17 protein-coding genes are annotated in these 25027 nt (G+C 71.7%); 15 read left to right on the top strand and 2 right to left on the bottom strand.

The window, feature by feature from the left end:
* Nucleotides 1-13 precede the first annotated feature (13 nt).
* The 12 genes from ACWEPL_RS16055 to ACWEPL_RS16000 are packed head-to-tail and all read left to right on the top strand — an operon-like array spanning nt 14 to nt 15543.
* Nucleotides 14-1996 carry an ABC transporter substrate-binding protein gene (locus ACWEPL_RS16055; protein WP_452436574.1) on the top strand — a complete coding sequence of 661 codons (1983 nt, stop codon included), beginning with the start codon at nt 14-16 and terminating at the stop codon, nt 1994-1996.
* A gap of 9 nt (nt 1997-2005) precedes the next feature.
* Nucleotides 2006-3004 (top strand): ABC transporter permease, encoded by a 999-nt coding sequence (locus tag ACWEPL_RS16050; protein WP_363966739.1) that lies wholly within the window; start codon nt 2006-2008, stop codon nt 3002-3004.
* Between the two features lie 6 nt (nt 3005-3010).
* Entirely contained in the window at nt 3011-4141 is a 1131-nt protein-coding gene (locus ACWEPL_RS16045) for an ABC transporter permease (protein WP_355201089.1), read from the top strand.
* Nucleotides 4116-5111 (top strand): ABC transporter ATP-binding protein, encoded by a 996-nt coding sequence (locus tag ACWEPL_RS16040; protein WP_355201091.1) that lies wholly within the window; start codon nt 4116-4118, stop codon nt 5109-5111. Before ACWEPL_RS16045 ends, ACWEPL_RS16040 begins: the two co-directional genes overlap by 26 nt.
* Nucleotides 5108-6148 (top strand): ABC transporter ATP-binding protein, encoded by a 1041-nt coding sequence (locus ACWEPL_RS16035; RefSeq protein WP_363966743.1) that lies wholly within the window; start codon nt 5108-5110, stop codon nt 6146-6148. The genes ACWEPL_RS16040 and ACWEPL_RS16035 overlap by 4 nt, the downstream gene beginning before the upstream one ends.
* Nucleotides 6145-7185, top strand: coding sequence for a sialidase family protein (locus ACWEPL_RS16030; RefSeq protein WP_452436573.1), 1041 nt, complete (start codon nt 6145-6147; stop codon nt 7183-7185). The genes ACWEPL_RS16035 and ACWEPL_RS16030 overlap by 4 nt, the downstream gene beginning before the upstream one ends.
* Entirely contained in the window at nt 7182-8363 is a 1182-nt protein-coding gene (locus ACWEPL_RS16025) for a sialidase family protein (RefSeq protein ID WP_452436572.1), read from the top strand. The genes ACWEPL_RS16030 and ACWEPL_RS16025 overlap by 4 nt, the downstream gene beginning before the upstream one ends.
* Complete coding sequence (locus ACWEPL_RS16020) at nt 8360-9802, top strand: ABC transporter substrate-binding protein (RefSeq protein ID WP_363966749.1); 1443 nt, start codon at nt 8360-8362, stop codon at nt 9800-9802. The genes ACWEPL_RS16025 and ACWEPL_RS16020 overlap by 4 nt, the downstream gene beginning before the upstream one ends.
* Nucleotides 9799-11187 (top strand): DUF5060 domain-containing protein, encoded by a 1389-nt coding sequence (locus tag ACWEPL_RS16015; RefSeq protein WP_452436571.1) that lies wholly within the window; start codon nt 9799-9801, stop codon nt 11185-11187. The genes ACWEPL_RS16020 and ACWEPL_RS16015 overlap by 4 nt, the downstream gene beginning before the upstream one ends.
* 2 nt (nt 11188-11189) lie before the next feature.
* The gene (locus tag ACWEPL_RS16010; protein ID WP_452436570.1) at nt 11190-12185 is read left to right on the top strand and encodes a DUF5605 domain-containing protein; all 996 of its coding nucleotides are present in this window, start codon (nt 11190-11192) and stop codon (nt 12183-12185) included.
* On the top strand, nt 12182-14233 hold the full coding sequence (locus tag ACWEPL_RS16005; RefSeq protein WP_452436569.1) for a hypothetical protein: 2052 nt from the start codon (nt 12182-12184) through the stop codon (nt 14231-14233). The genes ACWEPL_RS16010 and ACWEPL_RS16005 overlap by 4 nt, the downstream gene beginning before the upstream one ends.
* A complete protein-coding gene (locus ACWEPL_RS16000) occupies nt 14230-15543 on the top strand; it encodes a glycoside hydrolase family 28 protein (protein ID WP_363966757.1) in 1314 nt (437 codons plus the stop codon). The genes ACWEPL_RS16005 and ACWEPL_RS16000 overlap by 4 nt, the downstream gene beginning before the upstream one ends.
* 72 nt (nt 15544-15615) lie before the next feature.
* On the opposite strand, the gene ACWEPL_RS15995 is transcribed toward ACWEPL_RS16000, so the two are convergent.
* A complete protein-coding gene (locus ACWEPL_RS15995) occupies nt 15616-17487 on the bottom strand; it encodes a glycoside hydrolase family 127 protein (protein WP_452436568.1) in 1872 nt (623 codons plus the stop codon).
* 358 nt (nt 17488-17845) lie between these two features.
* Here ACWEPL_RS15995 and ACWEPL_RS15990 point away from each other — a divergent pair, with 358 nt between their 5' ends.
* The 3 genes from ACWEPL_RS15990 to ACWEPL_RS15980 are packed head-to-tail and all read left to right on the top strand — an operon-like array spanning nt 17846 to nt 23458.
* Nucleotides 17846-19552: a hypothetical protein gene (locus ACWEPL_RS15990; RefSeq protein WP_452436567.1), complete on the top strand. Its 1707-nt coding sequence runs from the start codon at nt 17846-17848 to the stop codon at nt 19550-19552.
* Entirely contained in the window at nt 19546-22224 is a 2679-nt protein-coding gene (locus tag ACWEPL_RS15985; protein WP_452436566.1) for a family 78 glycoside hydrolase catalytic domain, read from the top strand. Before ACWEPL_RS15990 ends, ACWEPL_RS15985 begins: the two co-directional genes overlap by 7 nt.
* Nucleotides 22225-22246: 22 nt before the next feature.
* On the top strand, nt 22247-23458 hold the full coding sequence (locus ACWEPL_RS15980; RefSeq protein WP_452436565.1) for a GDSL-type esterase/lipase family protein: 1212 nt from the start codon (nt 22247-22249) through the stop codon (nt 23456-23458).
* Here the strand turns inward: ACWEPL_RS15980 and ACWEPL_RS15975 are convergent.
* Nucleotides 23395-25017 carry an acyltransferase gene (locus ACWEPL_RS15975; RefSeq protein WP_452436564.1) on the bottom strand — a complete coding sequence of 541 codons (1623 nt, stop codon included), beginning with the start codon at nt 25015-25017 and terminating at the stop codon, nt 23395-23397. The genes ACWEPL_RS15980 and ACWEPL_RS15975 overlap by 64 nt on opposite strands.
* Nucleotides 25018-25027: the final 10 nt, after the last annotated feature.

The raw sequence follows: 25027 nt of genomic DNA, 5'->3' as shown, positions 1-25027 counted from the left end.
TGGAGTACCCCCCATGACCCACCAACCGTTCACGAGGAGGAACCTCCTCCGCGGCGGCGGCCTTCTCCTGCTGACCACCGCCACTGGCTGCAGCTTCCTCGACACCAGCCCCGACACCGGCGGCGCCGTCCAGGCCGCCGACATGTCCGCCAAGGAGTCCCCGGCGCTGGCGCAGCTGGTCAAGAGCGGCAAGCTGCCGCCGCTGGAGCAGCGCCTGCCGAAGAACCCCCTCGTCGTCACGCCGCTGAAGGAACCGGGCAGGTACGGCGGCACCTGGGCCTCGGCCCTCGTCGGCGACGACGACATCGACTGGCTGACCAACACCCTCGGGTACGAGCCCCTGGTCAGGCTCAAGCCCGGCACGAACGGCCAGAAGGGCCCTGACGACATCGTGGCCAACGTGGCGGAGTTCGAGGTCAAGAACGGGGGCCGGGAATACGTCTTCCGCCTGCGCGAGGGCCTCAAGTGGTCGGACGGCCAGCCGTGCACCGCCGACGACCTGATGTTCGCCTTCGAGGACGTGGCCACGTACCACGACCTGCACACCACCGGCATCTACGACCTCTACCTGGAGAACGGCAGCACCACCGAGCGGGTGAAGGTCGAGAAGGTGGACGACCGGACCGTCCGCTACGTCTACAAGGAGCCGAAGGCGGGGTTGCTGTTCCAGATCGCGGTCGCGACGTTCGAGCGGCCCGGCCCGATCGGGTTCCTGCTGCCCAAGCACTACCTCAAGCAGTTCCACAAGAAGTACAACCCGGACGTCGACCAGCTGGCCAAGGACGAGCAGCTGGAGGACTGGACGCAGCTGTTCATGCAGAAGCAGGACCCGTGGCACAACGCCGACCAGCCCACGCTGCACGCCTGGAAGGTGAGCAGCCCGATCGGCAAGGGCACGGCGCTGGTGGCCGAGCGCAACCCGTACTACTGGAAGGTCGACCAGCAGGGGCGCCAGCTCCCGTACATCGACCGCTACCGGGCGGAGGTGCTGGGCGACGTCCAGGTCGAGCTGCTGAAGATCATGAACGGCGAGATCGGCATGCAGCTGCGCAACTTCAACACGCCGGAGAACAAGCCGCTGGTCTCCCAGAACGCCGCCAAGGGCAAGTACCGGCTGTTCGACGTGCCGAGCCGGCTCAGCAACACGATGATCATCCAGTTCAACCAGAACATCGCGGACGACGAGCTGCGCAAGCTGTTCCAGAACAGGGACTTCAGGATCGGGCTGTCGTACGCGATCAACCGCAAGGAGATCATCGACGGCGTGTACGCGGGCCAGGGCGAGCCGTGGCAGGCCGCGCCGTCCAAACGGAACGTGGTCTATGACGAGGCGTTCGCCAAGCAGTACACCGAGTTCGACGCGGCGAAGGCGAACGAGCACCTCGACAAGGCCGGGCTGACCAAGAAGGACGCCGACGGCAAGCGCCTGGGCCCCGACGGCAAGCCGCTGATCGTCACGGTCATGGCCAGCACCGAGTTCCCGCACCACACCGAGGCGCTGGAGTTCGTCAAGAAGGGCTGGGAGGCGGTGGGGGTCGGGCTGCGGGTGGACCCGGTCGCGGGCACGCTGTTCACCGAGCGCACGATGGCGAACCAGCCGCAGGTTTCCACGTACACCTGCAGCGACTTCGACATCATCACGGGCACCGGCGGCGACCACTACTACGTGCCGAGCAACTCCGGCAGCGCCCGCTACGCCATCCGCTGGGCGCAGTGGTACGGCAGCAAGGGCAAGGCCGGCGACGAGCCGCCCAAGGAGGTGCGCGACCAGTTGGAGGCATTCACCACGATGCGCACCGAGCCCGACACCACCAGGGCGATCGAGTCCGCCAGGAAGGTGATCGAGATCGCGGCGCAGCAGTTCTACGCGATCGGGATCAGCACGTACCCGGACGAGTACGGCATCGTGTCGAACAGCTTCAAGAACGTGCCCGACTCGATGGCCGGCGCACCCACCACCCCCGGGCCGACCCAGCCCGAGCAGTACTCCCTCTGAGGAGCCGACGTGCTGGGATACTTCGGCCGCCGCCTGGTGTACGTGGTGGTGACGCTCTGGGCGATCTCGATCGTCACGTTCGTCATCATCAACCTGCCGCCGGGCGACTACGTCTCGACGCTCGTGGCCAACGCGCAGGCCGGCGGCGAGGGCCTCACCCCTGCGGAGATCACCAACCTCAGGCACCGGTACGGCCTCGACGACCCGCTCCTGCTGCAGTACTGGCGCTGGATCACGGCGATCCTCCTGCACGGTGATTTTGGTCAATCGTTTGCCTGGAATCAGGCGGTCTCCACGCTCATCGGCGAGCGGGTCGCGCTGTCGGCGGTGCTGTCGATCAGCTCGCTGCTCATGGTCTGGGCGATCGCGTTCCCGATCGGCATCTACAGCGCGGTCAAGCAGTACTCGTGGGGCGACTACGGCTTCTCGTTCCTGGGGTTCATCGGCATGGCGGTGCCGGAGTTCATGCTGGCGCTGGTCCTCATGTACGTCGGCTTCCGCTTCTTCGGCCAGAGCGTCGGCGGCCTGTTCTCCCCCGAGTTCCAGGACGCCGCCTGGAACCTGGGCAAGGTCCTCGACCTGCTCGGCCACCTGTGGGTGCCGATCGTGGTGATCGGCGTGTCGGGCACCGCCGGCATGATCCGGGTGACCCGGGCGAACCTGCTGGACGAGCTCTACCGCCCGTACGTGCACACGGCCAGGGCCAAGGGCCTGCCGGAGTGGAAGCTGCTGCTGAAGTATCCGGTGCGGATGTCGCTCAGCCCGTTCTTCAGCACGGTCGGCTGGCTGCTGCCCGGCCTGATCGGCGGGGAGACGATCGTGTCGGTGGTCATGAGCCTGCCGACCGGCGGCCCGCTGCTGCTCAACGGCGTCATGAACCAGGACATGTACCTGGTCGGCAGCTTCATCATGATCCTCAGCACGCTGACCGTGATCGGAACCGTGCTGAGCGACCTGGCGCTGGCGTGGTGGGACCCGCGAATCCGTAAACGGTACAAGAGAGAGTAGCGCCGCATGTTCCTCAGGCGACCGACCAAGGAAGTGGGAACGCTGCCGCAGTGGCGGCTGATGTGGCGGCAGTTCCGCAGGCACCGGCTCGCGCTGGCCGGGATGGCCATCCTGGTGCCGGTGTATTTCGTGGCGATCTTCGCGGAGTTCTTCGCGCCGATGTCCAGTTCGACCGCGAACACGTCGATGACGTACGCGCCGCCGCAGGTGCTGCGCTTCTCGGGCGACCTCGGCCTGTACGTGCACGGCTACCGCACCGAGCGCGACCCGAAGACGTACGAGCAGCGTTACACCGAGGACCCCGGGCAGCGGATCGACGTCGGGCTGTTCGTGCACGGCGACGAGTACGAGCTGCTGGGCCTGATCCCGTCGGACCTCCACCTGATCGGCCCGGTCACCAAGGGCGAGCCGGTCTTCCTGCTGGGCTCCGACCAGAACGGGCGCGACCTGCTGTCCAGGCTCATCCACGGGGCCCGGGTGTCGCTGTCGATCGGCCTGGTGGGGGTCGCGGCCAGCTTCTTACTCGGCATGCTCATAGGCGGCATATCCGGATATTTCGGGGGCGGCGTGGACAACGCCGTGCAGCGGGTCATCGAGTTCCTGATCGCGATCCCGACGCTGCCGCTCTGGATGGCGCTCTCGGCCGCGCTCCCGACCGACTGGGGGCCACTGACCAGGTATTTCGCCATCACGGTGATCCTGTCGCTGATCGGGTGGACCGGGCTGGCGAGGGACGTGCGCGGGCGATTCCTGTCGCTGCGCGAGGAGGACTTCGTCATGGCCGCCCGGCTGGACGGCGTGGGCCGGCTGTCGATCATCTTCCGGCACATGATCCCGTCGTTCGCCAGCCACATCATCGCGTCGCTGTCGCTGGCGATCCCGAGCATGATCCTCGGCGAGACGAGCCTGAGCTTCCTCGGGCTCGGCCTCCAGGCGCCGGCGGTGAGCTGGGGCGTGCTGCTGGAGGGCGCCCAGAACATCCGCGTGGTCGCGAACGCCCCCTGGCTGCTGGCGCCGGGCGTCGCGGTGGTGGTGGTCGTGGTGGCCATGAACTTCTTCGGCGACGGTCTGCGCGATGCGGCGGACCCGTACGGGAACAGGAGGGTCCGGCGTGGCCGCAGACGACGTGCTGCTTGAGATCGAGGACCTGCGCACCCACTTCCTGCTCGACGACGGCGTGGTCTGCGCGGTGGACGGCGTGGACCTGCGGGTGCGCAAGGGCGAGACGCTCGCCATCGTCGGCGAGTCCGGCTGCGGAAAGAGCGTCATGGCCCGCTCGATCCTGCGCCTGGTGGACCCGCCGGGCCACATCGAGGGCGGGCGGATCACGCTGCACCGTGAGGGCGGCCCCGTCGAGCTGGTCGGCGCGAACCGCCGGCTGCTGCGGCAGGTCAGGTGGCGGGACATCGCGATGGTGTTCCAGGAGCCGATGGCCTCGCTGAGCCTGGTGCACACGATCGGCAGCCAGATCGTCGAGGCGGTCCGGCTGCACGAGAACGTCGGCAAGGCCGCCGCCCGGCGGCGCGCGATCGAGATGCTCGACCGGGTCGGCATCCCCATGCCGCAGCGCCGGGTGGACGCGTACCCGTTCGAGCTGAGCGGCGGGATGCGGCAGCGCGCGATGATCGCGATGGCGCTGTCGTGCCGGCCGAGCCTGCTCATCGCCGACGAGCCGACGACGGCGCTGGACGTGACCACCCAGGCGCAGATCCTGGAGCTGCTGCGGGACCTGCAGGCGGACTTCGGCATGGCGATCATGATGATCACCCATGACCTGGGGGTGGCCGCGCAGGTGGCCGACAGCATGGCGGTCATGTACCTGGGCCGGGTCGTGGAGTACGGGGCGGCCGAGCAGGTGCTGGCCGCGCCCCGGCATCCGTACACGCGGGCGCTGCTGCGCTCGATGCCCCGGCTCGGACGGGCCTCGCGGACCCGGCTGACGGCCATCAAGGGCATGGTGCCCCCGCCGTACGCGCGGCCGGACGGCTGCCCGTTCCACCCGCGCTGCGACTCCGTCGTGGCCGGGAAGTGCGACGTCGTGCTGCCGCGCCGGGTCCCGATGGCCGACCGTGAGGTCTCCTGCCTGCTCTACGAGGAGGAAGCGTGAGCACGGAACCCCTGCTCAGCATCGAGGGGCTGACCAAGCACTTCCCCATCCGCAGCGGGCTGCTGGGCCGCCAGGTGGGCGCGGTGAAGGCGGTGGACGAGGTCGACCTGGCCATCGAGCCCGGCAGCACGCTCGGCCTGGTCGGCGAGTCCGGCTGCGGCAAGACCACGCTCGGCCGGTGCATCGTGCGGGCGCACGACCCGACCGGCGGGCGCATGCTCTACCGGCAGCCGGACGGCTCGGTCATCGACGTGGCGGGGCTGCAGGAGAAGGAGCTCAAGCCGTACCGGGCGCAGGTGCGGATGATCTTCCAGGACCCGCACTCCTCGCTCAACCCGCGCAAGACCCTGCGCGAGATCATCGGCGAGCCGATGCGCGCGCACAGGTACGGCTCCAAGGAGGAGATCGACGAACGTGTCGGCGAGCTGCTCGACCGGGTGGGCCTGCGCCCCGAGTACGCCAACCGCTACCCGCACGCCTTCAGCGGCGGCGAGCGGCAGCGGGTCGGGATCGCGCGGGCGCTGGCCCTGTCACCCCGGCTGGTGGTGGCCGACGAGGCCGTGAGCGCGCTGGACGTGTCGGTCCGCGCCCAGATCCTGAACCTGCTGAGGGACCTGCAGGAGGACTCGGGCCTGGCCTACCTGTTCGTCAGCCACGACCTGGGCATCGTCGAGCACGTCTCGGACGTGGTCGCGGTCATGTATCTCGGCAAGGTCGTCGAGCAGGGCCCCACCGAGGAGCTGTACACGCGGCCGCTGCACCCGTACACCGAGGCGCTGCTGTCGGCGGTGCCCGACCCGGACCCGGCGGCCAAGCGGCACCGGGAGCGGATCAAGCTGCTGGGCGACATCGCCGACCCGGCGCACGTGCCGCCGGGCTGCCCGTTCCATCCGCGCTGCGTGTACGCCAGGGACACCTGCCGTACGGAGCCGCCGCCGCTGCGCGAGATCGGGGGCCGCCGGGTGGCCTGCCACCTGGCCGAGGAGCTGGAGCTGCGCGGCGTGCCGGACCCGGACGTACGGGAGGTGAAGGCATGAGTGATCCGCGCTTCGACGGCGTCGTCAGGCCGTCGGCGGACCTTCCGGGCGCGCGCGAGGCGCTGCTGCCCGCGCCGCACGGCCCGGACAACCACGCGGCCAACCTGCTGCGCACCCGGGGCGGCGACCTGCTGTGCACCTGGTTCAGCGGCCCCGAGGAGGGCCACCCCGGCACCGACGTCGTGCTGTCGCGGCTGACCGGCGACCGCTGGGAACCGCCCCAGGTGATCGCCGCCGACCCGGAGCGCAGCGAGCAGAACCCGGTGCTGTTCGAGGCGGACGGGCTGCTCTGGCTGCTGCACACCTCCAGCGAGCCGTACGACCAGAAGAGCGCGCACGTCGTGGCCAGGACCTCGGCGGACGCCGGACGTACGTGGAGCGAACCCCGGGTGCTGCTCGCCGAGCCAGGGATCTTCGTGCGGCACCCGCCGCTGATCCTGGACGACGGCACCTGGCTGCTGCCCGCCTACCACTGCGGCGCCTCCGGCGACCGCAGCGTCGTCGAGGTCAGCGCGGACGGCGGGCTCACCTGGGCCGAGCACCCGGTCCCCGGCAGCCGCGACCTGGTGCAGATGACGATCGCGCGGCGGCCGGACGGCCGGCTGCTCGCGCTGTTCAGGGACCGGAAGGCGGGCCGCGTCCACGCCTCGGCCTCCGCCGACGGCCGTACGTGGTCGGCTCCCGAACGGACCGACCTGCCGAACAACGACTCCTCCGTCCAGCTCACGAGGGTGGATGGCCGGCTCGCGCTCGTCTACAACGACGCGAGCCTGGAGCGCGACCAGTTCAGATGGGTGACCAAGAACGGGGAGCGGCGCAGGAAGGCGCTGCGCACCCCGCTGGTCCTCGCGGTGTCGGAGGACGGCGGCGCCCGGTGGCCGCACCGGCGGGTGCTGCAGGACGCCGACCCCGAGTACTGGCAGAACGAGCTCGGCTACTCCTACCCGAGCGTCATCGACGGCGGCGGCGGACGCCTCCACGTCGCCTTTTCCTACCTGCGGAAGACCATCAAATATCTGGAGATTGACCAGCCATGAGATTCAGGCAGAGCATCTTGTACGGCGCGCTGGCGGTGGCCGTGGCCGTCCCGTCGTACGTCACCGATGACGGCGGCGGCGTGGTGCGGGTGGAGCCGACCGGCTCGTACGCCTGCCGCCAGGACGTGGCCGCCCCCGACCCGAACGTGCCCAAGGTGCACGCGGCCGCGATCGCGCAGGCGCCGACGGGCGACATCCTGACCGTCTACTACGGCGGCACCTCGGAAGGTGCGCCCAACCAGGCGCTCTACCTGTCGCGCCTGGCGGTGGACAAGAAGACGTGGTCCAAGCCCGAGGTGGTGTTCGACGAGCCGGGCAAGGCCGACGGCAACCCGGTGCTGTGGTCGGACGGCAAGCGCCTCTACCTGTTCTTCGTGACGATCGAGGGACACGGCTGGGAACAGGCCCCGATCCGGCTGATCACCTCGGACGACGGCGGCCACACCTGGAGCCGGCCGACCTACATCCGCAAGGAGTGGGGGTGGATGGTCGGCACCAACCCGATCCGCATGTCCAACGGCGAAGTACTGCTGCCGATCTACGACGAGGCGGGGTCCAGCTCCGGCTTCTACGTCTTCAGCCAGGACATGAGCACGTGGAAGGCGTATCCGGAGGAGCACACGAGCTGGATCAGGACGGCGAAGAGCTCGATCCAGCCGACGGTCGTCGAGGTGGAGCCGGGCAAGCTGGTCGCCTACATGCGCACCGGCGACGGCGCGATCTACAAGAGCGTGTCGACCGACTTCGCCCGCACCTGGAGCGCGCCGGTGGCCGAGCCCATCGGCAACCCGAACTCGCGGATCGCCGCGCTCAAGCTGGACGACGGCAAGCTGGTGCTGGCCTACAACCCCTGGGTCGAGCACCGCTCCCCCATGCGGGTGTCGCTGTCTCCCGACAAGGGCCGGACCTGGGAGAACTCCGTCGACGTGGAGGCGCAGTCGGGGCCGCAGTTCACCTATCCGGTGATGACGCAGAGCAGCGACGGCTTCATCCACATGGTCTATTCCTACAACCGCAACAACATCCGGCACGTCGTCTTCAACGAGTCCTACCTGCGTGACGCCGTGGGCCTGCTGTCGAACTGGCCCGAGCACACGATCACCGAATTCAGGAGCGGCGTCCGGCGGAATGTCGTGCGCCAGTGCAGCTACACGCCTTCCAAGGGGGAGTCACAATGAACCACAAGACCCGCGGGCTCGCGCTGCTCGCGCTCGCTCTGACCGTCGTCGCCACCCCCGCCAACGCCTCGGCGGGCGCATCGACTGGGGAGTGTAAGAACGTCCCCAACAAGTACAACCAGCCGTTCAGCGTCTGTGACGACGAGCTGTTCATCTTCGCCGCCAACTACAAGCCGTTCGAGTCGAGCGTCGACGGGAACAGGCAGGGGACCAGGGTCTTCGACGAGATCATCGGGAACAGGCTGCGGGCCGCGTTCCCCGGCGTCAAGATCAAGTACGCGACGTGGGACCTCCCCGTGCGCTACGAGAACCTCAAGAGCGCCGGGGTCACCCCCGACATCATCATCGAGGACCCGAAGTCCCGCATCGACCGCGACCTGGAGCCGATGGGCTGGGTCGGCGACCTCACCCCCGACCTCCAGAAGGCCGGCATCGACCTGAGCAAGCTCAACAAGGCCAGCGTGGAGCTGGTCAAGTCGCGCTCCGACGGCGGGGTCTACGGCGTGCCGCTGTTCATCGACGAGCACGTGCTGCTCTACAACAAGAAGATCTTCGACAAGTTCGGGGTGAAGTACCCCAAGCCCGGCATGACGTACGACGAGGCGTACAACATGGCCAAGAAGCTGACCAGGGACGACGGCCTGGACCACTACAAGGGCTACATGCAGCACCCCGACCAGTACCTGGAGTTCAACCAGCTCGGCCTCTACCCGTTCCAGCCCACCACGAGCGAGGAGCCGAAGCCCGAAGAGGTCAAGGTCAGCATCAGCGGCGACGGCTGGAAGCAGTACGTGGAGAACCTGTACCGCTTCCTGGAGATCCCGCGCAACGACTTCACCACCGTCACCGACTTCTTCAAGGGCGACATGAGCCGGCCGGGGCACCTGGCCATGGCGGTCGAGACGCTGTCGCGGCTGAACATGTACGCCGGCAGCGAGCTGTTCATCGAGGACGGGGACGAGGAGTCGTTCAAGGAGCAGGCCAAGAACGTCGACATCGGGGTCACCTCCATCCCGGTGCTCAAGCGGGGCTCCAAGGCGATCTACCAGCCGAACACCCGGGCCGCGTTCATCCCGCCGTCCTCGGCGAAGAAGGAGCAGGCGCTGCAGATCGTCAAGTGGCTGGTCTCGGAGGAGGCCCAGACCGAGCTGTCCAAGCAGGGCATCAAGGCCGTCCTGCAGACCGACAATGTCGTGTCGAACTTCGGCAAGAGCGTCCCCGAGCTGGCCGGCATCGACACCTCGGGCGTGTACTGGGGCGAGAACGCCACCGTGTCGAACTACCAGAACACCGAGTTCTGGGACCTGCCGCTGTACTCGGTCTTCCGCCAGCACGTGCTGCGTGACGGCATGACGGCCGAGCAGTCGCTGACCGTCTCCGAGCAGCAGGACATCCCCGCCTACATCAAGGCGCAGGCCGCCGCTGGGAAGGACTGGTGATTTTTCCGGACACCGTGGAGCGCTGGGGCGTCCACGAGATCGAGCTGGCCGGACCGGCGGGCGGCAACCCCTTCGCGGAGGTTCGCCTGTCGGCCCGGTACCAGTACCGCAACCGCGTCGTGGAGGCCGAGGGCTTCTACGACGGCGACGGTGTCTACCGCGTCCGGTTCATGCCGGACGCGGTGGGTCCGTGGCGGTTCACGACCGTCAGCAACGTGAGTGAGCTGGACGGGCACGCGGGCGGCTTCGAGGTGACGCCCGCGTCCGCCGGCAACCACGGTCCCGTGCGGGCCGTCGGGACGGGCTTCGCGTACGCCGACGGGACGCCGTACCTGCCGTTCGGGACGACCTGCTACCACTGGACGCACGACATGGACGAGGAGCGCGAGCGCGAGACGCTGCGGACGCTGGCGGCCTCGCCGTTCAACAAGCTCCGCATGTGCGTGCTGCCGACCGGGCGGATGGCGCCGCCCGAGGTGCCCTTCGCCGGAGACGACCCCGGCGGGCTGGACAAGACGCGCTTCAACCCGGTGTTCTTCCGGCACCTGGAGGCCCGGATCCGGGACCTGCGGGACATCGGGGTCGAGGCCGACGTGATCCTCTTCCACCCGTACGACGAGGGTCTGCGCGGGGTGGAGGACATGGGGCGCGAGGCCGATCACGCGTACCTGCGCCACGTCGTCGCCCGCCTGGCGGCCAACCGGAACGTGTGGTGGTCGGTCGCCAACGAGTACGACTTCAACCACGCCAAGACCGTCGCCGACTGGGACGACCTGCTGCGGACCGTCGTGCGGCTGGACCCGTACGAGCATCTGCGGTCGATCCACAACGGGACGCGGATGTACGAGGTCGCCTCCCTGTACGACTTCACCAAGCCGTGGGTGACGCACCAGAGCGTGCAGCACTGGGACGCCACGCTGACGGACGAGTGGCTGCGTACGTGCCCCAAGCCCGTGGTGATCGACGAGATCTCCTACGAGGGGGACGCGGGCAAACGCTGGGGCAACATCAGCGGGCCCGAGCTGGTGGACCGGTTCTGGGAGGGCATGGTGCGCGGCGGGTACGTCGGGCACGGCGAGGTGGTGACCGGCGGGCCGGGCCGGCCGTGGGTCGGCAACGGCGGCGAGCTGCGCGGGCAGAGCCCGGCCAGGATCGCGTTCCTGCGCGAGGTCATGGAGGCCCGCCGCGACGGCGTGCACCTGCGCTACCTGGGGCGCCGGCAGCCCTCCTCCGTGACCGTCGAACTCCCGGAAGGGAACCACGAGGTGGAGCTGATCGACGCCTGGAACATGACGATCACTCCGGTGGACGGGGTGCACCGGGACCGGGTGCGCGTCGGGCTGCCAAGCCGGCCGTACCTGGCGCTGCGAATGACGAGGGTGTGATCATGATTTCGCTGGCCACTACCGCGCTCGGCTGGCACCTGCAGGGCGAGAAGCGGCGGGCGCGGACGCTGGCCACGCTGGAGTCGTCGCCGTTCGACCGGGTGCGGATGGCGGCGTTCGCGACGCGGTGCTCGCTGGACTCGCTGGAGGAGCGGGTGGCGGAGCTGGGCGCGATCGGCGTGACCGCCGAGCTGGTCCTGCTGCACCCCTCCGACGGCATCGGGGACGTGGACGCGGCCGCCCGTCTGGTGGCGGAGGTGGTGCCGCGGCTGGCCGCGCACGCGAACGTGTGGTGGTCGCTGGCCGCCGACCCCACCCTTTTCCCCGAAATTTCCGAACATGACTGGGTACGTCTCGCGGACCTGGTCGCCGAGGAGGACCCCGGGCACCACCCGCTGTCGATCACCGCCGAGGCGGGTTCGCCGCTGCTGTGGCGGCGCGCGTTCACGCACGGGAGCGTGGCCGCGCGCAGCCCGCGCGACGCCTGGGTGCTGACGCGCGACCACCACAAGCCGGTGCTCATGGACATGTGCGGGTACGAGGGGGACTCGGACGATCCATGGCACAGCCTGACCCCCGAGGAGGTCGTCGCCCAGGCCTGGGACGGGTCGGTGCGGCGCCGGTACGTCACGCACGGGGAGTCGTACCTCGACGACGAGGGACTGACCTGGTCGGAGGCCGGCGGCACGCTGGCGGGCGCGGCCGTGGCGCGGCTGGGGCTGCTGCGGGAGGTGATCGCCGAGACGCCCGCGCAGGCGCGTTACCGGGATCGGGACGCGCCGATGCTGGAGGTGCCCGGGGAGTTCTACCTGGAGTACTGCGGCGAGCACCGGTTCCCTGAGCGGGTGTACGAGGTGCCGGCCGGGCGGTACGAGGTCGAGGTGATCGACACGTGGGAGATGACGGTCGGCTCGCTGGGGGTCCAGGAGGGCGGGACGCTGACGGTCCCGCTGCCGGCCACCGGGGCCCAGGCCGTCCGCCTCAGGCGGCACGCGTGACGGCGTCCGCTGTTGTCGCCGCCCTCACCGAGCCGGGCGGGAAGGTCGTCGAGGTGGTGCCCGGCGAGGGCGGCCCCGAGGTGCGGCTGAGCCACCGCGACGCGGACGGCCCGCACCTGCGGGCGCCGCTGCGCGGCCTGCTCACCGCCTCCACCGGCCGCCCCTGGCGGATCGAGCACCCGGGCTCCGTCCACCTCGCGCCCCTGGGCGAGCCTCTGGTGGCGACGGGGCCGCCCGGGGCCGCACCCGGGGGCGAGGCCCTGGTGGTGACGGCGCGGACGGGGCCGCTCGGGGCCCGGCTGGAGCTGGCCTTCACCTCCGACGGCCTGCTCACCCTCACCGCCACCTGGCACAACGACTCCGAGCACGAGGTGACCGACGTGGCGGCGGGCCTCCTGCTCCCCCTCCCCACCGACGACGCGAACGTCACCATGCCCGGCGTCCTCTACAACGGCAACCCCTCCTCCGACCCCCACCGCAGGGTCCCCCGCGTCGAGCCGGGCGGCGGGTTCGTGTGCGAGCAGGACCGCCTGCCCATCCCCGCCGTCAACGCCGCCTGGTCCGGCCGGTACGTCAGCCTCTTCGCCCACCCGGCCCACCGCCGCGACGCGGAGGGCAGGGTCACCTACGACTCCCTGGGCTTCATCAGGTCACCGGGCCTGACGGTGGCGGCGATGACCGGCGTGATCATGTTCGACGGCAGGCCCGATGTCTGCTACGTCAGCAAGGCGGAGGTCGCGGACGACCCGATCGGCTACCGGACCCTGGCCCCGGGCGAGACGATCACCACCAGGCACACGCTCGACTGGGGCGCGGTCGAGCCGCGCGGCCACGGCTTCAGGAAGCTCGTCCATACGCGGATCCACCCAGAGGAAGACGGCGCCCGCCCGCTCGGCCGGGAGGACATCGTCCGGCTCAAGGCCAACGCCATGGACGCGCGCTGGACCGGCCACGGCTACCTCGCCTACGAGGGCACCCGCCACGGGCGGCCCCGGTCGTACCTGTACGGCTGGACCGGCCAGTGCCTCAAGCTCGCGCTGTGCGACGCCCTGCTCGGCCGCCCGGAGCGGACCCGCCGGGCGGCGGACTTCTACGTCGAGGGCAGCCGGACGCCGGCCCCAGGGCTGCGGCACGGCCGGTACCTGCTCGACGACGGCCGATGGGAGACGTTCCGCAAGGACGGCGCGGACTTCGTCTCCAGCCGCGCCCACGGCGAGACGGTAGCCGACCTGGCCGGGATCGCGCTGCACTTCAGGGAGGCGGGGCTGCCGGTCCCGCCCGCGTGGGAGGAGGCCGTGGAGAAGGCCGCCGCCTTCTTCTGGCGGACCAGGCTCCAGGAGGGCATCGTCCCGATCGGCTGGACGCCGGACGGGCGGCCGTTCTCGGCGATGGTCAGCGCGGCCGGCATCGCCTGCGTCCAGGCCATGCTGGGCGCGTACCGGCTGAGCGGCGAACGGGTGTGGCTGCGGCGGGCCGAGGAGGTGCTGGGGCACTATCACCGGCTGCACGCGGCCACGTTCGAGCGGCCGTTCGCGCACGCCACGCTGGACGCCTCCGGCGAGGACAAGGAGGCCGGGATGTACTACTTCCTGGCCGCCTTCGAGCTCTACCGGCTCACCGGCCGCGACCTGTACGCGCGGTGGGCGGAGGCGGCGGCGGACTGGCTGCTGACGTTCGTCTACGTGTGGTCGCCGGAGTTCGACGCGGGCAGCACGTTCGAGCGGCGCGGGTTCAAGGCGTGCGGCTGGCCGTCGGTCAGCGTGCAGAACCACCACCTCGACGTGTTCTTCCCGACCTCCGAGCTGATGGAGTTCGGCCTGCTGACCGGCCGGCCCCGGTACGCGGCCAGGGCCGAGACGATCCTGCACGCCATGGGCCAGAGCATCTGCCGCGAGCCCGGCGACTGGGGCTTCGAGACGCCCGGCGAGCAGGGTGAGGGGTTCTTCCAGACCAACTGGCAGCGCAAGGGCGAGGCGAACACGTGGAACCCGTCCTGGGTGATCGCGCTGCCCCTCTACCACGCGCTGCGCATGAGGAAGGTTCCATGAACGAGGAAGAGGCGTGGCGGTACGCCGACGAGTTGCGCGAGCGCGTGCGACCGCCGGAGTTCCCCGACCGGTGGTTCGACCTCACGGAGTTCGGCGGCTCGGGGGGCACGTGGACGGGGGCGTTCCACGCCGCGATCGAGGCGTGCCACCAGGCGGGCGGCGGCCACGTGCGGGTGCCTCCGGGCACGTACCCCACCGGCGCCGTCCACCTGCTCAGCAACGTGGACCTGCACGTGGAGGCGGGCGCGACGATCCTGTTCAGCACCGACCCCGCCGACTACCTCCCCGCCGTCTACACCCGCTTCTCGGCCATCGAGTGCTACAACTACTCCCCCTTCGTCTACGCCTACGGCCAGGAGAACATCGCGATCACCGGCGCCGGGACGCTCGACGGCGGGGCGGGGCCCGAGCACTGGTGGCCGTGGGTGGGCACGCCGGAGTTCGGCTGGCGGCCGGGCACGCCGCACGAGGCCGACGACTGGGCCGCGCTGCAGCGGATGGCCGCGCGGAACGTGCCCGTCGAGGAGCGCGTGTTCGGCGCGGGCCACTACCTGCGGCCCAACCTGATCCAGCCGTACCTGTGCCGCAACGTGCTGGTCGAGGGCGTGCGGATCGTCCGCTCCCCCATGTGGGAGATCCATCCCGTACGCTGCGAGAACGTCCTGGTCAGGAACGTGACGATCCACTCGCGCGGCCCCAACAACGACGGCTGCGACCCCGAGTCGTGCCGCTCGGTGGTGATCTCGGGATGCGTGTTCGACGTGGGCGACGACTGCATCGCGATCAAGGCGGGGCGCGGCCCCGACGGGCGGCGGGTCGGGGTGCCGTGCGAGGACGTGCTGATCGAGGACTGCGACATGCGTTACCGGTACGGCTCGGTCGCGATCGGCACGGACACGACCGGCGGGATCCGCAACGTCTTCGTCCGCCGCTGCCGCTGGGGCGGGCCCGGCCTGTACTTCGGGCTCTACATCAAGACGAACTCGGTGCGTGGCGGCTTCGTGGAGAACGTCTTCGTCAAGGACATCGAGATCAGCGGGCTGACCAAGGAGGCGGTCTCGATCGACCTCTACCACGGCGACGGTCACAACGGCGACGAGGCGCCGCTCATCCGCAACATCAACGTCGCGGGGCTGCGCAGCGACCGGACGCGCAGCGCGTACCTGCTGCGGGGGTATCCCGAGCAGCCGCTGAGGGAGATCACGATCAGGGACAGCTCGTTCACCGGGGTGCTCCGGGCCGACGTGGCACAGCACGTCGAAGACCTGTCGGTCACCGGCGTCACGGTGACCGCCGCGTCTCAGGAGTAGGTCCCTGGGAGGTATGGCCGGGCGCGCGCGGCGACGGCCGTGGTCAGGCCACGCGCGCCCGGAGATCATGTGTCAGCCGTGCATCGGCGCCCAGACCGTCATCGGGCCCGTCCCCCGGTTCGCCCACGCGTAGTACGGCACGAACGTGAGGTCGGCCGGGCCCGCGTGCTCCGGTTCGCGGGGGGCGGCGGCGGTGCGGTAGGGGAAGCCGCCGTCCTCCTCCCGGTGCACGTGGGCCCGGCCGCGCGCGATGACCGGCACCACCTCGTCGGGCAGGCCGGTGACGGCGGTCCCGTCGCGGAGGTCCGCGCCCGCCACGCACAGGTCGTCCACGATGACGCCGGCGTGGTCGGCCTGCTCCAGGCAGTAGACCAGCGGGCCGCGCTCGACGGCCACCTGCCCGCGGGCCACGTCCAGGCGGGGTACGGCCACCGTCAGCCGGGGCCGGATCCCGAGGTCGAGCACGATCCGGTCGCCGGGCCGCCAGGTCCTGCGGACACGGTGGTAGGTGCCGGGCTCGGCCGGCCGGTCGTCCACGCCGGCGGCGTCGGCCCAGGCGGGGATGCGGGCCGAGAGCGTCCACGGCCGGTCGGGGGTCTCCCTGACCGTGATCTCGATCCGGCCGCTCCACGGGTAGCCGGTCGCCACCTCCAGCACCACGGAACCCGCCCGCACGGTGCCGGGCGCGTACAGGTGGAGCTGGACGCCGTCGCCGTCCCTGGTGGCGAGGTAGTGGTCGAGGGAGGAGAGCAGGCGCATCACGTTGGGCGGGCAGCAGGCGGTGCCGTACCAGTCCTGGCGGCCGCGCGCCGGCGAGCGCAGGTCGTCGGGGTCCGCGCCGGCGCGCACGCGCAGCGCGTTGACGTAGAAGAAGCGGTCGCCGCCGAGCGAGACGCCGGGCAGGACGGCGTTGTAGAGCGTGCGCTCGATCAGGTCCGCGAACCCGGGCGCGCCGGTGGCCAGCAGCATCCGCCACGACCACTGGATGCTGCCGATGGCCGCGCAGGTCTCGCAGTAGGCGGTGTCCGGGGCCAGCTCGTGGTGGCCGCCGAACGCCTCGCCGTACCAGTTCGAGCCGAGGCCGCCGGTCAGGTACGTCTTGGTCGCCACCATGTCGTGCCACTGCCGCTCCAGGGCGGCGAGCAGCTCGAGATCGGAGGTCTCCACGGCGACGTCGGCCGCTCCCGCGGCCAGGTACATGGCGCGTACGGCGTGCCCCTCGACCGTGGCGGCCTCGCGCACCGGCACCCGGTCCTGCCGGTAGCCGGGCCCGTGATGGCCCTTGAGCGGGATGAGCGCGTGGCCGCGGGTGGTGACCTGGCGTGCGGCGAGGTCGAGGTACGCGCGCGTGCCGGTCTCCCGGTGCAGCTCGGCCAGGCCCATCTCGACCTCGGGGTGGCCGTCGAGCGCGTCCGGGGGCAGCGCCGCCGCCAGGTGGTCGGCGAACCGGGTGGCGACCCCCAGCAGCGTACGGTCGCCGACCGCCCGGCTGCCCGCCACCGCCGCCTGCATGAGGTGGCCCGCGCAGTAGAGCTCGTGGCTGGAGGCCAGGTCGGAGTAGCGCTCGGCGCCGGTGAGCCGGGTGTGGGTGTGCAGGTAGCCGTCGTCGCACTGGGCGGCCGCGACCAGCTCGGACGCCTCCTTGTACGGCCGCGCGAGGTCGTCGTCGTCCGCCCGGCCGCGCTCCCAGGCGAGCGCCTCCAGCCACTTGTAGACGTCGGAGTCGGCGAACACCTTGCCGCGATGCGGGCCCGCCTGCCTGAGGTTGTCGAACGCGCCGGACTCGCGTACCCGCTCGCCGCCCAGCGGGATCGTGACCTCGCGGTTGACCCGCTGCCGTGCCCCCCAGAACCCGCCCTCGACCCGCCCGCCCGCCACGGGACGCAGGGCCACCGCCGCGTCGGGGCCGGGCCGTACGACCGAAGACATCCGATCATCGCTCATACTGCTCATCCTGCCTCAGGGCCAAATATCCAACAAGGGTCGAATATTTATGCTCCACGATGCCGCATCCGGGACCCGCCGACCGGAGTTGCCGTCCCTTGGGGAGGGCATCCACCGGTCACCCGCCGGTCGGGGTGGCGGCGCGCACCACCGACCGCCCGTCGCGCGTCGCCGCTTGGACCGGGGCGTGGCGCCACCGAGCGCGCCGTGGGGCCGGAACGGCGCGCACCCTCGGCCACCCCTTCCCCCCAGAAGGACCTCGGCCGAAGTACGGGGTGCGCCTTGACGAGGCGGGAGGGACGACGCACGCTTGATGGGACGTCTATGCATGTATGAATATTTATGCGAAGGGACGCCCATGCCCGAAATCCCCGACACGGTGCTGCTGGAAGAACGGGCCGAGCTGGCCATGAACGCGGTGGCCGGACTGCCCGACCAGGACATGGACGGCATCCCGTACTTCAGCGCCGACCTCCTGGCCCGCCCCGCGGCGCTGCGGCACGGCGACTGGGACTACGGCTCCAGCCACGGACGGCTCCTGGACGCCTGCGTGCTCGCCCGGCAGATGACCGGCAAGGACACCTGGCGAGAGGTGGAGGAGGGATTCAGGCGGCGGCTGATCGGCTTCTTCGGCGACGACGGGCTGAGCTACCGCCTGGCGCGCCCCGAGGTGGGCTGGCCTCCGAACGCCAACCTCATCGACCAGCGGGCGGTCCTCCTCTCGCTCACCACCTGGTACGTCTCCGACCGCGACCCCGAGGCCAGAAGGCTGGCCGACCGGCACGTGGCCGCGCTCAAGCGGATCGCGATCAAGGAGCGGGACGTGTGGTTCTACCCCGCCTCCGAGTACACCCCCGGCGGCTGGCCCTCGCCGAACGCGATCGCGCTCCACCTCGCCCCCGACCCGGCCTCGTTCAGCGGCCGGCTCATCATGCCGCTGCTGCGCTACCACCAGGCGACGGGCAACGAGGACGCGCTGGAGCTGTGCGGCTGGTTCGCCCGGCTGATCGTGCACAAGAGCGGGGTCTTCAACGAGGACGGCTCCTTCAACCCCGCCCGCGCGTACCGCAGCGCCCACTTCCACACCCGCCTCGGCACGCTCGAAGGGCTCGCCCGCTACGCCCGCCACGTCGGCGACCACGAGCTGACCGCGTACGTCCGCCGCGCCTACGACTGGGCGCTCGGGCAGGCCACCGCGTTCGGCTGGACGCCCGGCGACCTGGCCGACCAGCGCTACGAGCACGAGAGCTGCTCCCTGGTGGACCTGATCGGCACCGGGACCACGCTGGCCGGGTCGGGCCACACCGCGTACTGGGGCGTGGTGGAGCGGTTCCTGCGCAACCATCTCGTGGAGTCGCAGCTCCTGGACCTGAGCTGGGTGGAGTCCGCGCCCGACACCTCGGGGGACGAACCGGGCTGGGTCACCCACGTGCGGGTGGGCGAGCGGGTACGCGGGGCCTTCGCCGGGTACGGCGCGCCCAACGACTTCGTCTGCGACGTGGAGCTGGGCCGCGGGCACACGGCCGACGTGCAGGCGTGCTGCGTCGGCTCGGGGCTGCGCGGCCTGTTCTGGGGCTGGAACTCGATCGTCACCGCCGATCCCCACGCCGTCCGGGTCAACCTGCTCCTCACCCGGGCCACCCGGCACGTCACCGTGCTCAGCCACCTCCCCCACGAGGGCCGCGTCGACCTGGACGTCCACGAGGACCTGCGCGAGCTGCGGATGCGGGTGCCCGACTGGGCCGGGTACGCCAAGGTGCGCGTCGCCCGCGAGAGCGGGGGCTTCGACGGGACCCAGGCCGGGGCGTGGGCGCCGGACGGCTATCTGTCGATCCCGGCGCCACGGCGAGGGGAGCGCGTCACGGTCACGTTCCCGGTGCCCGAGACGGCGACCACCGAGGTGGCGGCGGGGCGGGAGTACCGCGTGCGCTGGCGGGGGGACGACGTGATCGGCATCAGCCCGGAGGGGACCGCCCGGCCGATGTACAGCGGGCGCAAGGTCCATCCGACCGCGCCCCGGCGCGACTACGAGCTGGCCCGGCCGGTGAAGGAGTGGGCATGGTGAACTGGTCTCTCCCCGAGGTGCCCGCAGGCGGCTCGCTGCGGCCGTACGACCTGCGCTGCGAGCACCGCGGCACCCCGCTCGGCATCGGCACGCCGGTGCCCCGGCTGAGCTGGCGGCTGGCCTCGGACCGGCGCGGCGACGCGCAGGACGCGTACCGGATCCGGGTCCACGCGCGCGGCGCGCTGGTCTGGGACAGCGGCTGGGTCGAGGGCCAGGACGTCAGCGCCGACTACGGCGGCGCGCCGCTGGCGTCGTTCACCCGCTGCACCTGGACGGTCGAGGCCCGGAGCGAGACGGGGCCCGGCGGGGCTGCGGAGTCGTGGTTCGACACCGGGGTGATGCACCAGGACGAGTGGGTGGCGGCGTGGATCGGGCACGATCCCGAGACCGAGCCGCCGTTCGAGCCGCCCACCGACGAGGGCGAGCCGCGTTCCGCCCGCACCGCGGGCCTGCCCGCGCCACGGTACTTCCGGCGCGTGCTCGACCTGCCCCCGGCGACCGCCGTGCGGATCGCGTGCAGCGCCCGTGGGCTGTACGAGCTGCGCGTCAACGGCCACCGGGTCGGCGACGGCGAGCTGACGCCGGGCTGGACCGACTACCGGCAGCGGGTGCCGTACCAGGTGTACGACGTCACGGACCTGGCCGGCGACGGCCCCGTCTGCGTGGGGGCGATCCTCGCGGACGGCTGGTGGTCCGGCAGCCTCGGCTGGGACATGCGGCAGCAGGCGCAGCGGTACGGCCGGCGCCCGCAGCTGCTGGTCCAGATCGTCGCCGAGCACGAGAACGGCTCCCGTACGGTCGTCGGCACCGACGGGCGCTGGCGGGAGAGCACCGGGCCGCTGCGCCACGCCGACCTGCTCATGGGCGAGTGGTACGACGCGCGCCTCGAACAGCCCGGCTGGGACCTGCCCGGATTCGACGACGCCTCCTGGGCCCCCGCCGGAGTCGTGGACACCGCGCACGACGTCCTCGTCCCGTCCGCCGCCGAGCCCGTCCGCGTCACCCAGGACCTCGTGCCGGTGGACGTCCGCCGAGGCGACGGCCGTACCATCGTCGACCTGGGCCAGAACATCGCGGGCCGGGTCCGCCTGGTGGTGCGCGGCGCCCCCGAGGGCGCCCGGGTCACGCTGCGCCACGGCGAGGCGCTCGACGACGACGGCGGCCTCTACACCGCCAACCTGCGCTCGGCCGAGGCCACCGACCACTATGTGGCGGCCGGGGCGGCGGTGGAGACGTTCGAGCCGCGCTTCACCGTGCACGGCTTCCGGTACGTCGAGGTCAGCGGGCACGCGGACGTCGAGGTCGTGGGGCGGGTGCTGCACTCCGACACGCCGGTCGCGGGCGAGTTCTCGTGCTCGGACGACATGGTGCGGCGGCTGATGAGCAACATCCGGTGGAGCCAGCGCGGCAACTTCGTCTCCGTGCCGACCGACTGCCCGCAACGCGACGAACGCCTCGGATGGACCGCCGACGCGCAGGTGTTCCTGCCGACCGCCTGCTACAACGCGGACGTGGCCGCGTTCTTCACCGGCTGGCTGGCGGACCTGCGGTACGCGCAGACCGGCGAGGGCGCGGTGCCGGACGTGATCCCGCACGTGATGACCGAGCGGCACGGCACGCCCGGCTGGGGCGACGCCGCCACCGTCGTCCCGTGGCACCTGTACCGGGTGTACGGGGACGAGCGGGTGCTGCGCGACAGCCTGTCCAGCATGCGGCGCTGGGTGGACCACGTCGAACGCCACAACCCCGACCTGATCTGGCGCAACCGGACCGGCAGCCACTACGGCGACTGGCTGCAGGCGGGCGTGCGGACCTCGCGCGAGGTGATGGCCACCGCGTACTTCGCGCTGAGCGCGGAGCTGACCTCGAAGGCCGCCTCCGTGGTGGGCGACGTGGCCGCTTCCGCCCACTATGCCGAGCTGCGTTCGAGGATCGGGGACGCCTTCGTCCGGGCGTTCGTGTCGGCGGACGGCCGCGTCACGGGCGACACGCAGACGGGCTACCTGCTGGCCCTCGCGCACGGCCTGATCCCCTCGCCCCTCGTCCCTTCGGCCGTCGGGCATCTGGTGGCCGACCTGGAACGGCGTGGGCGACGCCTGACCACCGGCTTCGCCGGGGTGGGGCTGCTCGGTCCCGTCCTGTCCGCGCACGGCCACCACGACCTGGCCTACTCCCTGCTGCACGACGACCGCTACCCGTCGTGGGGGTACTCGATCAAGCGGGGCGCGACCACGATCTGGGAGCGGTGGGACGGGTGGACGGAGGAGAGCGGCTTCGGGCCCGTCGCCATGAACTCCTTCAACCACTACGCGCTGGGCTCCGTCGGGGCGTGGCTGTACGGCGGGGTCGCGGGGATCGGGCAGGAGGAGGGGTCCGTCGGGTTCCGCCGCCCGCTCATCCGGCCGCTGCCCGGCGGGCAGCTCCAGTGGGCCGCGGCCTCGTACGACAGCCCGCTGGGCCGGCTGGGCAGCCGGTGGGAGGTGGACGGGAACACGCTCCGGCTGGAGGTCCGCATCCCGCCGGGGGCCGAGGCCACGGTGCACGTGCCGACCACCGATCCGGCGTCGGTCCGCGAGTCCGGCGCGCCCGTGCCCGGTGAGGTCGCCGGCGGGGCGCTGGTGTGCCGGGTCGCGTCCGGCCGCTACGAGTTCACCGCGGCGTGGGAGCGATGACGGAAGGCCGCCCGGTGACAACGTGGCAGCCACCGCCGAGCGGGCCGGGAGCAGCCTGATGACGGGAGACCGTCCGGTGACCACGTGGGCGGCCGCCGCCGAGCGGGCGGGGGCCGGGCTGCGGGATCTCACCGTACGCAATCTGGTGCGGACCGGCGCGGGCGGGACCGGCCTGCGGGTCCGGCTGACCAACGCGCTCGGGGACCGGCCGGTGACCTTCGGGCACGTCCGCGTGGGTGTCCCGCGCTCCGGGGCGGCGCTGGTGCCAGGGTCGAACCGGACGGTGACGTTCGGCGGGCGGCCGGAGGTGACGCTGGCCCCGGGCGCGACCGTGCTCGGGGACCCGCTGCCCGGCCGGGTGGCGCCCCGGCAGCGCCTGGCCGTCAGCCTGCACCTGCGGGGCGACGGCGGCGTCCTGACCGGCCGCAACCGGGCCACGGCCCCGCCGGACGACGCGGCCTACCGGTCGCTCCCCGGCGACCACGCCGCCGACGAGGACGGGGCCGCCTACGTCGAGGGGGTGGCGGTCTGGCACTGGCTGGACGCGTTGATCGTCACCGCGCCCGAGCCGGTGTCGGCCGTGGCGGTGCTCGGGGACTCGATCACGACCGGGGTCGGCTCCGAGACCGGCCACGGCTGGCCGGACCTCCTCGCCGACCGGGCCCTGCTGGAGTCGTGGCCGCTCGCCGTGGTGAACGAGGGCGTGTCCGGCGGCCGGGTGCTGGCCGCCGGGACGGGACGCGACGCCGAGGCGCGGCTGGCCGCCGAGGTGCTGGCCAAGCCGGGGATCGGCGCCGTGATCCTGCTGGCGGGCGTCAACGACCTCGGGGCGGGCGCGCGGGCGGAGCCGCTCGTCGCCGCCTACCGGCGCATCGTGGAGCGGGCGCACGCCGCCGGGGTACGCGTGATCGGCGGCACGCTCCCGCCGTTCGCGGGCGCGGAGTACCACACGGCCGAGGGCGAGCGGGCCCGGGAGGCGGTGAACGCGTTCGTACGGGACGGCGGCGTGTTCGACGGGCCGGCCGACTTCGACGCGGTGCTTCGCGACCCCGCCGACCCCCGCCGCCTGCTGCCCCGCTACGACTGCGGCGACCACCTGCACCCGAGCGCGGCGGGCCACCGGGCGATGGCCGCCGCGCTCGAACCGCGCGTGTTGCTCGACGCCGCCGGTCAGCGGCCGGGTCTGGGCAGGCGCGCCGCCGGCTCCGGGCGGTGGATGCCCCGGGGGCGGTAGCCGAGCGCGTCGGAGACGCCGAGGTAGTCGGCGAGCAGCCAGATGATGGCCAGCCACATCTCGGTGCCCTGCAGCCCCGGCGTGCGGGCCGCGCCGCTCCCCCTGGTCAGGGCGAAGCTGAGGCCCGCCCCGTCGTGCCAGCCGCCGACCGCCCGTATGAGGTGCTCCTTCGCCCACGCCGTGCCCTCCTCGCGGCGGTGCCGGGTCTGCCTGCCCAGCAGCCACAGCGGGTGGATGACGTCGAGCACGTTGCAGGCGTTGCCGGTGTCCGGGCCGAAGTAGCGCGGGTCGCGGGCCTGCGCGAGCACGGTGTCGACGGCCCGCTCCGGGTACGGCACCGGCAGCCCGAACTGCGCGAACGTCCCCCGCGTGAGCCGGTAGAACCCGTTGACCACCTGCAGCCAGCCCGCGTCCGGGTCCGGCTCGCCCCACATCCCGTGGGCCTGGCTGCAGCGGGTGAGCAGCCAGCCGTACAGGGTCTCGGTCTCGCCGCGCACGCCGAAGTCGGCGAGGTTGCGGTGCAGGCCGGTGCCGAACGCGTCCACCCACGAGCCCGCCGTCCAGGCGTTGCGCTCCCAGTCGAGGGCGTCGAGCGAGGCGATCAGGTCCTGGGAGGTGACGTCCGCGACGGCGTGGACCGGGTGCCGGAACCGGGTGCCGAGCAGGTCGAGGGCGTAGCCGACGCAGAGCACGTGATAGGCGGTGACCCCGTCCAGCTCCGGCGGCCCGGAGGCGCCGAGCTCCGGGACCAGGCCCGTGGCCGGGTCCTGGCGGTCCCGCAGGAACGCGACGATCTCCTCCCGCGCCGGGGTCGGGGGCGGGCCGTCCAGGAGGAGGTCGGCGATCTCCACCGCGTCGCACCAGGCGCGGACGGTCGGCGGGGCGTCCGGGCGGTCCACGTACCGCTCCCCCGTCCAGCAGCGCCCCAGCACGTCCTCCGCCTGCTCCCTGGCACGGGCGGCGAACCCGGCGAGCAGCCCCTCCAGGTCGTCCCCCGAGCCGGTGGCGCGGCGGTCGCGGATGCGGCGGGCCGGGTTGCCCGCGACCATGGCCCAGGCGGGCACGTCCTTGGTGACCACCGCGCCCGCGCCGACGACGGCGTGGTCGCCGATCGTCACCCCGTCGAGCACGACCACGTTCGAGCCGATCCACACGTCGTCGCCGATCCGGATGCCCTTCGACGTGGTCGGCTGGCGGAAGACCGGGCGGTCGGGGGCGGTGCCGTGGTTGAAGCCGAGCAGGGACGTGTGCGCGCCGATCCGCACGGCGTCGCCGAGGACGATGTTCCCACGCACCACGGCGTACGGGTTGACGGTGCAGTCGTCGCCCATGACGACGTCATGGGTGACGTACGCGTGGGCCGCGATGTAGCAGTGGTCGCCCATGCGCAGGCGGTCGGCGTACACGGCGGCCAGCGGCGAGACGAACACCTTGCCCGCCTTGAGGTCGAACCTGGCCCGCAGCTCCTCCAGGTGGCTCTCCTGGGCGCGGCGGTCCTCCTCGGTCGCGTGGTCCCAGAACAGCCACGGGCAGAAGTCGAACTTGGTCGGTTCCGTCATGTGATCAGCA

It is taken from the genome of Nonomuraea sp. NPDC004186 (assembly GCF_053603495.1).
Note: the sequence above shows the minus strand (reverse complement) of the source record. Positions and strands in the feature narration are given on the sequence as shown.

Bases quoted from the DNA above. Each gene is read 5' to 3' on its own strand.
- ACWEPL_RS16055 (WP_452436574.1), top strand. From the start codon at position 14: ATGACCCACCAACCGTTCACGAGGAGGAACCTCCTCCGCGGCGGCGGC.
- ACWEPL_RS16045 (WP_355201089.1), top strand. From the start codon at position 3,011: ATGTTCCTCAGGCGACCGACCAAGGAAGTGGGAACGCTGCCGCAGTGG.
- ACWEPL_RS16030 (WP_452436573.1), top strand. From the start codon at position 6,145: ATGAGTGATCCGCGCTTCGACGGCGTCGTCAGGCCGTCGGCGGACCTT.
- ACWEPL_RS16025 (WP_452436572.1), top strand. From the start codon at position 7,182: ATGAGATTCAGGCAGAGCATCTTGTACGGCGCGCTGGCGGTGGCCGTG.
- ACWEPL_RS16020 (WP_363966749.1), top strand. From the start codon at position 8,360: ATGAACCACAAGACCCGCGGGCTCGCGCTGCTCGCGCTCGCTCTGACC.
- ACWEPL_RS16010 (WP_452436570.1), top strand. From the start codon at position 11,190: ATGATTTCGCTGGCCACTACCGCGCTCGGCTGGCACCTGCAGGGCGAG.
- ACWEPL_RS16000 (WP_363966757.1), top strand. From the start codon at position 14,230: ATGAACGAGGAAGAGGCGTGGCGGTACGCCGACGAGTTGCGCGAGCGC.
- ACWEPL_RS15995 (WP_452436568.1), bottom strand. From the start codon at position 17,487: ATGAGCGATGATCGGATGTCTTCGGTCGTACGGCCCGGCCCCGACGCG.
- ACWEPL_RS15990 (WP_452436567.1), top strand. From the start codon at position 17,846: ATGCCCGAAATCCCCGACACGGTGCTGCTGGAAGAACGGGCCGAGCTG.
- ACWEPL_RS15985 (WP_452436566.1), top strand. From the start codon at position 19,546: ATGGTGAACTGGTCTCTCCCCGAGGTGCCCGCAGGCGGCTCGCTGCGG.
- ACWEPL_RS15975 (WP_452436564.1), bottom strand. From the start codon at position 25,017: ATGACGGAACCGACCAAGTTCGACTTCTGCCCGTGGCTGTTCTGGGAC.